An 11213-nucleotide genomic window follows, 5' to 3' on the forward strand; every position below is an offset into this window, starting at 1 on the left:
GGAGTTTTTACTGGCCCGCGTCGACCTGCGCGGCCTCAAAGGCCAGCATGGCCCGTTTCACCGGCAAACCCCAGTGATACCCGCCAAGCCCGCCCGATTTGCGCAGCGCACGATGGCACGGGATCAGCCAACTGACCGGGTTGCGCCCCACAGCCGTGCCCACGGCACGCACCGCCCGTGGCGTGCCGATCGCCTGGGCAATCTCGGAATAAGTCGTCACATGACCCGAAGGGATGGCCAGCAGCGCTTCCCAGACCTTGATCTGGAACGGAGCCCCCATCAGGAACAGCGGCGCGGTTTCAAGCTGATCGGACATTCCGAACGCCACCCGGACCCAGGGGCGCAACCGCTCGGGATCTTCGACAAATGCGGCTTTGGGCCAGCGCGCGCACAGGTCTTGCATTGCATGCTCTTCACCGGTTTCCGCCGCAAAACCCATGCCGCAAAGCCCCTTGTCGGTGCCCATGACCAATGCAGGCCCAAATGGGCTTTCGAACCAGCCCCGGTAAATCGTCAGACCGGCACCTCCCTTGGCATAGTCTCCCGGGCTCATGGCCTCCCAGCGCAGAAACAGATCATGCAGCCGCCCGCCACCGGACAGCCCGGCCTGATGCGCCGCGTCCAAGGTGCTGAAACGGTCGCGCAACAGCTCCTTGGCATGGCCCAGCGTCAGATATTGCTGATACCGCTTGGGCGACACGCCCACCCATTGTGAAAACAACCGCTGGAAATGCGCCGGGCTCATGTTCATCGCGCGCGCCAGATCATCCAGGGTCATGGTCGCACCACCTGCATCGATCAGGTCGATCGCACGGCGCATGACATTATAGTGATAGCCTTGCTCGGTGTTCTGGATGTTCATCGCTCAAATCCTCCGCTCAATTCAAGGATAGGTGCAAGACGTCAGCCTTGCGACCCGAAACCTGCGGTTTGGCGTTGCGGGGCGCGCGCCGTCACGGCATTAAGGCGACGATGGCCAGACAACTTGATTACCATACGATCCACGAGATCTTCACCCGCTTTCGCGATGCAGAACCCGAGCCCAAGGGTGAACTGGATCATGTGAATGTGTTTACGCTTGTCGTGGCGGTGGCCCTCAGCGCGCAAGCCACGGACGCAGGCGTGAACAAAGCCACCCGTGAGCTGTTCAAGATCGCAGATACACCGCAAAAGATGCTGGATCTGGGTGAAGACCGCCTGATCGAGCATATCAAGACCATCGGGCTGTATCGCAACAAGGCCAAGAACGTCATCAAGCTCAGCCGCATTCTGGTCGAGGACTACGGCGGTGTCGTCCCCTCCTCCCGCGCGGCCCTGCAATCCCTGCCCGGTGTGGGGCGCAAGACCGCAAATGTGGTTTTGAACATGTGGTGGCGCCAGCCTGCGCAGGCAGTCGACACCCATATCTTCCGGCTCGGCAATCGCTCGGGCATCGCTCCGGGCAAGGACGTGGATGCGGTAGAACGCGCCATCGAAGACAATATCCCGGCTGAATTCCAGCTTCATGCTCATCACTGGATGATTTTGCATGGACGTTACACCTGTGTCGCACGCAAGCCCAAATGCGGGGCCTGTCTCATTCGCGACCTCTGTCAATTCGAGGAAAAGACCCAATGACAAAGACCTACGACCTGGTTGGAATCGGCAACGCCGTTGTCGATGTGATCTCGCAAGCCGACGATTGCTTTCTGGACAATATGGGCATCGAGAAGGGCATCATGCAGCTGATCGAGCAGGACCGGGCCGAGCTGCTGTATGGTGCCATGGCAAACCGGGTGCAAACACCCGGCGGATCGGTGGCCAACACCATCGCCGGTGCCGGTGCGCTGGGTCTGCAAACCGCTTTCATCGGACGGGTGAATGACGATGGCCTTGGACAGTTCTATGCCAAGGCGATGACCGACACGGGCGTGGATTTCGTCAATGACCCGGTCGAGGACGGAGATATTCCGACCTCGCGCTCGATGATCTTTGTCTCTCCGGATGGCGAGCGGTCGATGAACACCTATCTTGGCATTTCGACCGGGCTGTCCTCGGTCGATGTGCCCGAAACCGTCACCGGCAATGCCAAGCTGATGTTCCTTGAGGGCTATCTGTTTGACCATGACGCCGGGAAATCCGCCTTCCGCGAAGCCGCCCGCGCCACGCGCGCCGCAGGCGGCAAGGCGGGTATCGCCATTTCCGATCCGTTCTGCGTCGATCGTCACCGCGCCGATTTCCTTGCCCTGATCCAGCATGACCTGGATTTCGTGATCGGCAACGAAGCCGAGATCCAGTCGCTGTTTCAAACCGATCATCTGGACGACGCCCTGATGCTGACCGCCGGGATCTGTCCGCTGGTCGTCTGCACCCGCTCGGGCGATGGTGTCAGCATCATGGAAGGCACCAATCGCTCGGATGTCGCGGTGCACAAAGTCACGCCGGTCGACGCGACCGGAGCAGGCGATCAGTTTGCCGCCGGGTTCCTGTTCGGCATGGCAACCGGTCGCGACGTGGAAACCTGCGCGCGGATGGGCAACGTCTGTGCCCGCGAAGTGATCAGCCACATCGGCCCGCGCCCCGAAGTCGACGTCGCCGCACTGATGAAGGCCGAGGGACTTTTGTGACAGTCGACCTGACGCCCGGTTTTTACGATGTGCCACCGGGCATGGTGGCGGCTGTCGTCACCTATCTCGAGATGACGGCCAGACCGCCCCTGCGCCCGGCACCGGATCTGGCGGGCATCGCCCTGGAGCCGCTTCCCGATATCACATCCGCACGATATCGCGATCTGTTCGAACGCGTCGGTGCACAGGATTGGTTGTGGTTCTCGCGCATGGCCATGTCGGATGAAAAACTGTCCGCGATCCTGAACGCCCCGGATGTAGAGGTCTTCACCCTTGCCAAGGACGGCGTCTCGCAGGCGCTTCTCGAGCTTGATTTCCGCGTCGAGGGAGCCTGCGAACTGGCCTTCTTCGGCGTGGCCCCCGCTCTGATCGGCACCGGAGCCGGCCGCGTGCTGATGAACCATGCGATTGAGCTGGCATGGGCCCGCCCGATCCGGTGCCTTCATGTGCACACTTGCACGCTGGATCATCCCGGCGCATTGGCGTTCTATCAACGCTCGGGCTTTGTCCCGTTGCGCCAGCAGATCGAGATCGCCCCCGACCCGCGCCTCACAGGGGTTCTGCCCGAAACCGCAGGCCCGCACGTCCCGATGTTTCGCCCCTGAACACGGGCCTGAACACTGGCCTGAACACGGGGCGCGATCCACAATGACAGCCCCCTGGCGTCACATCCCGCATCAGAAATCAGGCTGGCAGGCCCCACCCCTCATGCAGCGCGTCAGATCTTCTGCCATCTGCTCGGTCGGGTTCCCAAAGGCGTTGCCGCCACAGGGATTCGTGCTGATCATCATCTCTCCGTCGCGATTCTCGACAAAGGCAATATACTCCACACCCGATATCAAGCCGGCACACCATGGCCCCATGCAGGCCACTTCCAGCGTGACGCCGCTCTGGAACGGCCGGATGAATCCGCGCGGGCTCAGTTGCAGCCCCTCGATATAGCCATCAATCCGGGTCATGGCAGGCGTGTCTTGCTGGTTTTGCCAATCCACCCGGGGCAATTCACGCTCGTCAAACAGCAGCGTACCGCGCACGATCAAGTAAAGCTTGTCCGATGACGCCGCCTCGGCCCATGCGGACAGATGCGACCAGGGCATGCAACTCAGCGCAAGTACCGGCCCCGCGATCAGGGCGAACAGAGCGCTCAGACAGGCCCGATATGCGACGCGAAAACCTCCAGCACACGAATATACACCTCGCGCTTGAAGGGTACGATCTTGTCGACCAGTTGATCTGTCGGCTGCCAGCGCCATGCGGAAAACTCCGGATGTTCGGTTTGGATGTTAATCTGATCGTCCTGCCCATGAAACCGCATCAGGAACCATTTCTGCTCCTGACCGCGATACCGGCCCTTCCAGATCTGCGGCACAAGATCATGAGGCAGCTCGTAAGGAAGCCAATCCGCGGTCTCGGCCACGATCTCGACCAGATCGGCCGTCACTCCGGTTTCCTCCCAAAGTTCGCGCAAGGCCGCCTCGCGGGGTTCTTCGCCCTTGTCCACACCGCCCTGTGGCATCTGCCAGGCTTCGGTGTAGCGATCCTTGCGCTGCCCGACGAACACATCGCCTGCCACGTTCATCAACATCACGCCGACGCAGGGTCGGTATGGCAGCTGTTCGATCTCTTCCGGGGTCATGGGCGCGCCTCTTGAGGTTTCGCACCGTTCTCCCTGATCCCGGCAGCGGCGTCCAGAGGGCGCAGACCTTGTGCATGCAAGGTCTGGCCCGCCGGATACTGCCGCCCGCGCCATGGACAAACCCTGTCATGACGCCGCGTTGCGCGTGACAAGCGCGCAGATGGGCGCAATCTATGGGCCAATCCAAGGGAGGGTTTCATGACCAATTATCCGCATCTTCTGGCACCGCTGGACCTGGGCTTTACCACGCTGAAGAACCGGGTGCTGATGGGCTCAATGCACACGGGCCTGGAAGAGACCCGAGACTGGAACCGCGTGGCCGAGTTTTACGCCGAACGCGCCCGGGGTGATGTCGCCCTCATGGTGACCGGCGGGATTGGTCCCAACCTCGAAGGCTCAGTCCTGCCCGGTGCAGCGATGATGACCACCGAGGAAGATGTGAAAAACCACTCGGTTGTGACACAGCGCGTCCATGAGGCAGGTGGCAAGATCGCGATGCAGATCCTGCATGCGGGCCGCTATGCCTATGGTCCGAAATGCGTGGCTCCCTCCCCGGTGAAATCCCCGATCTCTCCCTTCCCGCCCACCGAGCTGGACGAAGAGGGTATCGAAAAACAGATCGGCGATATCGTGAATGCCGCGCGGCTGGCCCGGAAAGCCGGCTATGACGGGGTCGAGATCATGGGCTCGGAAGGCTATTTCCTGAACCAGTTCATCGTCACCCACACCAACAAGCGCACCGACCGCTGGGGCGGCAGCTATGAAAACCGCATCCGCCTGCCCATCGAAGTCGTGCGCCGTGTCCGCGAGGCCGTCGGCACGGATTTCATTATCATTTACCGCCTGTCGATGATCGACCTTGTGCCCAACGGCTCGACCTTTGACGAAGTCGTGCAGCTGGCCAAGGAAATCGAAAAGGCAGGTGCCACCATCATCAACACCGGCATCGGCTGGCACGAGGCACGGGTTCCCACCATCGCCACCTCTGTGCCGCGCCGTGCCTTTGCATGGGTCACGCAAAAGCTGATGGGGCATGTCTCGATCCCGGTGATCACCTCCAACCGCATCAACACGCCCGAAGTCGGCGAAGCCGTGATCGCGGAGGGCTGCGCCGACATGGTGTCGATGGCGCGCCCCATGCTGGCTGATCCGCATTTCGTCAAGAAGGCCATCGCCGGTAAATCCGCCCAGATCGCGCCCTGTATCGCCTGCAACCAGGCCTGCCTTGATCACACCTTCTCGGGCAAGCTCACCTCATGCCTTGTCAATCCGCGGGCCTGTCACGAGACCGAACTGCTGATCGAGCCCGCCGCCACGACCAAATCCATCGCCATCGTCGGCGCGGGCCCCGCCGGCCTGTCCACCGCGATGACCTGCGCCGAGCGCGGGCACAGGGTGACCGTCTTCGACAAGGCCGCCGAAATCGGCGGGCAGTTGAACATGGCCAAGCAAATCCCCGGCAAGGAGGAATTCTGGGGCTTCGTGGACTGGTATCGCACCATGATCGAGGTCCACGACATCGACCTGCGCCTGAACACCGATGTCACCGCCGACGATCTGGATGGGTTTGACGAGGTGATCATTGCCACCGGTGTCATTCCCCGCGATCCCGAAATCCCCGGTCAGGATGGCGACAACGTGGTGGATTACATCGACGTTCTGCGCGGCAAGGTGCCCGTCGGCAAACGCGTTGCTGTCATCGGCGCGGGCGGCATCGGCTTTGATGTCTCGGAATACCTCGTGCACCAGGGCGAAAGCCCGACCGAGAACCTGCCCGAGTGGATGGCGGAATGGGGCGTGGCCGATCCCGCCCAGCATCGTGGCGGCCTGGCACCGGACGGCCCGAAACCCGAAGCCCCGGCGCGCCAGGTGACACTGTTGCAGCGCAAGGCGGAAAAGCACGGCAAACGGCTTGGCAAGACCACGGGCTGGATTCACCGCGCATCTCTCAAGATGAAGGACGTGAACTTTGTCGGCGGCGTGAATTACGAACGCATCGACGCGGCCGGCCTGCATGTCAGCTTTGGCGAGGCGCGCGAGAACCCGACCCTGATCGAGGCGGACACGATCGTTCTGTGTGCCGGTCAACTGCCGCTGCGCTCTCTGGCCGACGACCTTGAGGCCAGAGGGATCACCCCGCATGTGATCGGCGGTGCCGATGTGGCGGCCGAACTCGATGCCAAGCGCGCCATTGATCAGGGCACGCGGCTGGCCGCGGTGATCTGAGCGCCGCCGCCGCCATCCTGCTGCCTCAGGCCGCGCCCACGAGCAGGCGATAGCCGACCCCGTAGAGCGTCTCGATCGCGGCGAACTCGGGATCTTTCGCGCGGATCTTCTTGCGGATGCGCTTGACATGGCTGTCGATCGAGCGCTCTTCCACGTAGATGCCGACGCCATAGATATGATCCATCAACACCTGCCGGCTCCGTACGTGATCGGGTTTGAGCGCGATGCAATAGAGCGTTTCGAACTCTGTGGCCGTGAGCCGGACATCCATCCCCTTCCAACTCACGCGCATGGTTTCGGGGTTCATCTCCAGTCCACCGCGGGTCAAGGGCTTGCGCTTTCCGGCACCGGGATCGCCGACGGCATTGCGGAGCTTTTCCGCGCGGCGAAGGGCGCTGTTGAGCCGCTCCACCAGCACGCGTCCGGAGAAGGGTTTGTGCAGGTAATCCTCCGCGCCCATGCGCAGGGCCATCACCTCGTCGGCATGATCGCTCTCGCCCGACAGGAACACGACAGGGATATCGAGCGCCTCTTCTGACCCTAGTCTCTCGAGCATCGAGATTCCATCCATCCGGGGCATCTTCATGTCCATCACGGCAAGGCTGGTTGGCCGCCGTTTCATGGCCTGCAGCGCGCACACCGAGTCAGTATGGCTTTCGACTCGGTATCCCTCGTCGCGCAGCAGCGCCGAGAGCTTGCTGAGAACGCTGCGATCCTTATCGATCAGGGTAATGTGGGTCATGACAGCCTCTCTCCTACGATGGCAGCGGAGGGGAACCTGCCAAAGGCCGGACGGGCTTGCCGAAACCGACAAATCCTTTCCCCCACCACAAGTACTCACATACATATTGCTAACATTGTTGTCAACAATTAATACCAACATTGTTTCCGACAATCTTGTTGACAGACTTGACGACCGGTGATTCAACTGCGCCATGAGCCGTACAACCAACCGCCCGGGCCGCCGGAAGACACTCAAGGACGCCCAGCGGGAGCAAACCCGCGCCAAGCTGCTCGCCGCCGCGAAGCGGCTTTTCGAGCTCTATGGCTATGATGATGTGAGCGTGACCGAGATCGCCCGCGAGGCAGGCGTGACCCATTCGATGATCAACGTCTATTTCGGCGGCAAGGCCGGCCTCGTCTACGAGCTCGTCCGCCAGAACAACGATCATCAATATGCGCGCACCGTCGAACTCGCGCGCAGCAAAACCTCGGCCCGGGACCGGCTTGCGGATATCATTGGATTCTGGATGCAGTTGGACGGGGAGAATCCGAAGCTTGCTTCGGTGCTGCATGCCTATTCGTGGCAATGGCCCCCCGAGACCGAGCAGGAGAATGACGAAGACATCGCGCGCTTTCGCGCCTGTATCGCCGAGGTGATACGCGAGGGCCAGCAAACCGGCGAACTCGGTTGTAACGCCGATCCCGCTCTGGCGGCGAAGGCCTGCTTTGCACTTTACACATGGGGCATGCGCCCGATGGTGCTGCTGGGCAAGACGGTGGACGAGGCCCATGACGAAACCATGGCCATGATCGATCTCGTCCTTTGTCCGGGGCCTGCCCCGATCCGGTCCTGAAACCGGGCCCGCTCGAATTCCGGCGACCCCGGTCTTTTTGCCCGGGACTATTCCACGGTGAAGGTAATCACCTCGCTCACCACAATCGGATCATGCGGGACGTGATTGTGATCTCCCAGCAGCAGTTGCAGCGTGTGCTCTCCGGCGGGCAGGTCAAGCGTGGTCTGTGTCTGGCCGCCGCCGAAATGCAGGTGGTTCTCATCCGAGGGGATGCCGATCTCGATCATATCCGCATCCTCGGGACCCTCACCAAAGGGCACGCGGTTCAGCAGGATGTGGTGATGGCCCGTCCCCTCCTGTTCGACTCCAGCCGGAGCCACGCCTTTGCCGCTCAGACCAAAGATCACCGTCACCGGTGAGCTGACCGTCGCCCCGTCTTGGATATTCACGACATAGACCTGGGCATCGTTCGCAGAAACCGCCGTGGCAGCCGCAAGCGCCATAGCGGCACCGAAAATCATATGTTTCATAAATTTCCTCCCGAATAGACAGTGATACCTAGGCCGGAACGCATGGTTTTCAAACGTCGCACGCAGCCCGGAAGCACACCAAACAGCACGTTTGCGTGTTTCTGACTGGACAACGATAACGATAAATCCCCGATATTATCCCATCTGCGCCGTGTTCTTGCCCTTATTCGCGCCGATACCTGAGCGTCAAGAAATTGACCCAAAAGGGACCCGAGCATGGATAGACTGACCGAAATGGAAGCCTTCGCCACCGTAGTGGATCAAGGAGGCTTTACCGATGCGGCAAAGAAAATGGGCATCTCGAAATCGGCCGTCTCCAAACATGTTTCGAGCCTCGAAGCACGTCTGGGCGCGCGCCTGCTGAACCGCACGACCCGCCGCGTATCACCGACCGAAATCGGCCTTGCCTATTACGACCGCGCCCGCCGCGTCCTCAACGACGCAGGCGAAGCCGATGCGCTGGTCACCTCGATGCAAAGCGCACCCTCGGGCCTGCTGCGCATCTCGGTTGCCACGGATTTCGGCGTCAATCATCTGTCGCCGGTCCTGTCGTCCTTCCTCGAGGGATTCCCGGACATCACAGTGAACATGGTGCTCAACAACCGCTATGTCGAACTGATCTCGGAAGGGTTCGACATGGCCGTGCGCATCGGAGAGCTGGAAGACAGCACCCTGCGCGCACGCAAACTGACCGAAACCACCAAACGCATGATTGCATCGCCAGAGTATTTCGAACGCTATGGCCGCCCGCAAAAGATCGACGATCTGAATGACCACAAGCTGCTGCACTACTCCAATCAGGGTGCGGGCAATGTCTGGAAGATCACGGCACCTTCCGGTGAAAAGCGTCAGGTGCGCACCGCCGGCTGGCTCAGCGTGAATGACGGCCAATCGCTTCTGAACGCCGCGATCTCGGGGCTTGGCATCGCCTATCTGCCCAGCTTCCTTTATTCCGACGCAATGTCGCAAGGGCTGGTCGAGGACGCGATCCCGGAACTTCCGGTCGAAACCCAGGGCATCTATGCCGTCTACCCGCCCGGCCGCTTCACGCAGCCCAAGGTGCGCGCCTTCATTGATTTCCTTGTCCATTCCTTTGCTGACAAGGGCCCCTCCGACTGGTGAGGCGGACATCCCCGAACTTCTTCATGTTGCTTTCCCTTGGCAACCACCTGAGCCCCGCAACTCTGCGGGGCTTTTTCTTTTCGCAGCGCATGGCCCGCAGATCGCCCTTGATCCTGACACCAGGATCGGTCCCGATGGCACAACCCGACAGCAAAGGAAAACACCATGGCCTCTGACATCATCATTCGTCCGCTGCGTGCAGAAGATCACGAGGAATGGTCACGGCTCTGGACAGCCTATCTGGCGTTTTATGAAACCGAGTTGCCCGCCGAGGTCTATCAGACCGCCTTCTCGCGGCTCCTGAGCGGGGAAGCAGGCGAGTTTCAGGGCCTGATCGCCGAGATCGACGGGCAGCCGGTTGGTCTGACGCATTATCTTTTTCACCGGATGCTGTGGTCGATCGAGGACACCTGCTATCTGTTGGACCTCTACACTGACCCGTCTGCACGAGGGCGCGGCGCTGGCCGGGCACTGATCGAAGCGGTGCATAGCGCCGCCAAAGAGGCCGGCATTCCCGACATCTACTGGCAAACGCAGGAGTTCAACTACAAGGGCCGCATGCTCTATGACCAACTGGCCACGCGCACGCCCTTCATCATCTACGAAAAACACGGCTGAGGGGCGGACACAGCCGCAACAAGGGTTCTGTCACTGCAATACCTGCGGGCAGCGATGGGGCAAAGGACCATGCCTGCGGCATCCGCGTTCCCGCCCGACGGCAATGAAAAACCCGCGCGGGTTTGGCGCGGATTAGACCAAAGATCGAAGGTCTTGAACGACGGAAACGACCGCCGTTAGCGCAGGCGAAGCCAGGTTTGGGATTGGCATATACCCAAAACGCAACCCGCAACGTCAAGCTGGTCGTCCCTAAGGGTCATACGCGAATTGAATGTGCGCCCGTTGCGTGGATCCCATATTTTGCCGCCATTCCATGACGCCGCCTCGTCTGCTGGCATCATATCCCAGATCATTCGCTTTCCGACATGCTCATACAGTGCAGTCTCGCCCTCCGGATTTCGGGCGCGAACAATCGTTCCGCAGAGCGCCGCACCACAGTTTTGAAATTCGATTTCCAGATGTCCTTGCGCGTTGGCTGGGGTCCGCCAAAGCCCCGATATGTCCTGGGCCACTGCAGATCCGGGAATGAACGCCATGGCGATCATTGCAATCGTTTTGCGAAGAATGCGTGTCATGCCTTCATGGTCCTTCTGGCTTCACCGGCTGCGTGAACGCGACCCCGGGCGGTTTTCATATGATGCGTCGCAGGCACAAGCCTGCCTGCTTTGCCCAGTCCTTGCTGGGGCATCCCGTGGTACAAGGCCTCATAGGAACCGGTCTCGACCAGGAAGGTCTCGTGCCAGATGCCGATGTCACCTGACGTGTTCCTGGCCAGTTTCTTGAACTGCTTCCAGGCGGGTATGTGCAATCCTTCAAGATCTCTGGCCTAAAGCGTCCCGCCGAAAACCTGAATCGTAAGGATTCCCTTGAAGCCTGATCTGTGATTCATCCTGTTTGGGAGGATGGATCATGTCAGCACCTTTGCCGGAAGCGCTACGGGCGCGATTTCAGAAGTTGG

At 60.8% G+C, this 11213-nt stretch carries 14 protein-coding genes; 7 read left to right on the forward strand and 7 right to left on the reverse strand.

All coding sequences use genetic code 11. From position 1 onward, the window contains the following. Positions 1–7: 7 nt before the first annotated feature. Entirely contained in the window at positions 8–862 is an 855-nt protein-coding gene (locus tag WAO69_RS04685; protein ID WP_422176889.1) for a methylated-DNA--[protein]-cysteine S-methyltransferase, read from the reverse strand. A gap of 110 nt (positions 863–972) precedes the next feature. On the opposite strand from WAO69_RS04685, the gene nth reads away from it, so the two are divergent. Genes nth through WAO69_RS04700 form a run of 3 tightly spaced genes read left to right on the forward strand, consistent with a single transcriptional unit; the run spans position 973 to position 3211 of the window. Next, positions 973–1617, forward strand: coding sequence for an endonuclease III (nth, locus tag WAO69_RS04690; protein WP_422176890.1), 645 nt, complete (start codon positions 973–975; stop codon positions 1615–1617). Beyond that, positions 1614–2606 (forward strand): adenosine kinase, encoded by a 993-nt coding sequence (locus WAO69_RS04695; RefSeq protein WP_422176891.1) that lies wholly within the window; start codon positions 1614–1616, stop codon positions 2604–2606. The genes nth and WAO69_RS04695 overlap by 4 nt, the downstream gene beginning before the upstream one ends. After that, positions 2603–3211: a GNAT family N-acetyltransferase gene (locus tag WAO69_RS04700; RefSeq protein ID WP_422176892.1), complete on the forward strand. Its 609-nt coding sequence runs from the start codon at positions 2603–2605 to the stop codon at positions 3209–3211. Before WAO69_RS04695 ends, WAO69_RS04700 begins: the two co-directional genes overlap by 4 nt. Before the next feature lie 72 nt (positions 3212–3283). Here the strand turns inward: WAO69_RS04700 and WAO69_RS04705 are convergent, their stop codons facing one another. After that, on the reverse strand, positions 3284–3703 hold the full coding sequence (locus WAO69_RS04705; RefSeq protein WP_422176893.1) for a hypothetical protein: 420 nt from the start codon (positions 3701–3703) through the stop codon (positions 3284–3286). A 47-nt stretch (positions 3704–3750) separates the two neighbouring features. Then, positions 3751–4242, reverse strand: coding sequence for an RNA pyrophosphohydrolase (locus WAO69_RS04710; protein ID WP_422176894.1), 492 nt, complete (start codon positions 4240–4242; stop codon positions 3751–3753). Between the two features lie 198 nt (positions 4243–4440). Between WAO69_RS04710 and WAO69_RS04715 the strand changes: the two genes are divergently transcribed. Next, positions 4441–6468: an FAD-dependent oxidoreductase gene (locus tag WAO69_RS04715; protein WP_422176895.1), complete on the forward strand. Its 2028-nt coding sequence runs from the start codon at positions 4441–4443 to the stop codon at positions 6466–6468. Positions 6469–6493: 25 nt separating this feature from the next. Here the strand turns inward: WAO69_RS04715 and WAO69_RS04720 are convergent, their stop codons facing one another. After that, a complete protein-coding gene (locus WAO69_RS04720; RefSeq protein ID WP_422176896.1) occupies positions 6494–7210 on the reverse strand; it encodes a response regulator transcription factor in 717 nt (238 codons plus the stop codon). 193 nt (positions 7211–7403) lie between these two features. Here WAO69_RS04720 and WAO69_RS04725 point away from each other — a divergent pair, with 193 nt between their 5' ends. Then, positions 7404–8045 (forward strand): TetR/AcrR family transcriptional regulator, encoded by a 642-nt coding sequence (locus WAO69_RS04725; RefSeq protein WP_422176897.1) that lies wholly within the window; start codon positions 7404–7406, stop codon positions 8043–8045. A 47-nt stretch (positions 8046–8092) separates the two neighbouring features. On the opposite strand, the gene WAO69_RS04730 is transcribed toward WAO69_RS04725, so the two are convergent. Continuing rightward, positions 8093–8506: a DUF4399 domain-containing protein gene (locus WAO69_RS04730; RefSeq protein WP_422176904.1), complete on the reverse strand. Its 414-nt coding sequence runs from the start codon at positions 8504–8506 to the stop codon at positions 8093–8095. A 225-nt stretch (positions 8507–8731) separates the two neighbouring features. Between WAO69_RS04730 and WAO69_RS04735 the strand changes: the two genes are divergently transcribed. Together WAO69_RS04735 and WAO69_RS04740 are read left to right on the forward strand one after the other, a co-directional pair. Next, positions 8732–9637: a LysR family transcriptional regulator gene (locus tag WAO69_RS04735; protein ID WP_422176898.1), complete on the forward strand. Its 906-nt coding sequence runs from the start codon at positions 8732–8734 to the stop codon at positions 9635–9637. A 165-nt stretch (positions 9638–9802) separates the two neighbouring features. Next, on the forward strand, positions 9803–10255 hold the full coding sequence (locus WAO69_RS04740) for a GNAT family N-acetyltransferase (protein ID WP_422176899.1): 453 nt from the start codon (positions 9803–9805) through the stop codon (positions 10253–10255). A gap of 176 nt (positions 10256–10431) precedes the next feature. On the opposite strand, the gene WAO69_RS04745 is transcribed toward WAO69_RS04740, so the two are convergent. Both WAO69_RS04745 and WAO69_RS04750 read right to left on the reverse strand, forming a co-directional pair. After that, positions 10432–10830: a DUF2147 domain-containing protein gene (locus WAO69_RS04745; protein WP_422176900.1), complete on the reverse strand. Its 399-nt coding sequence runs from the start codon at positions 10828–10830 to the stop codon at positions 10432–10434. Then, the gene (locus tag WAO69_RS04750) at positions 10827–11063 is read right to left on the reverse strand and encodes a monooxygenase family protein (protein WP_422176901.1); all 237 of its coding nucleotides are present in this window, start codon (positions 11061–11063) and stop codon (positions 10827–10829) included. The genes WAO69_RS04745 and WAO69_RS04750 overlap by 4 nt, the downstream gene beginning before the upstream one ends. Positions 11064–11213: the final 150 nt, after the last annotated feature.

The sequence above is a fragment of the Aestuariivita sp. genome (assembly GCF_049276915.1).
Classification (GTDB): domain Bacteria; phylum Pseudomonadota; class Alphaproteobacteria; order Rhodobacterales; family Rhodobacteraceae; genus Aestuariivita.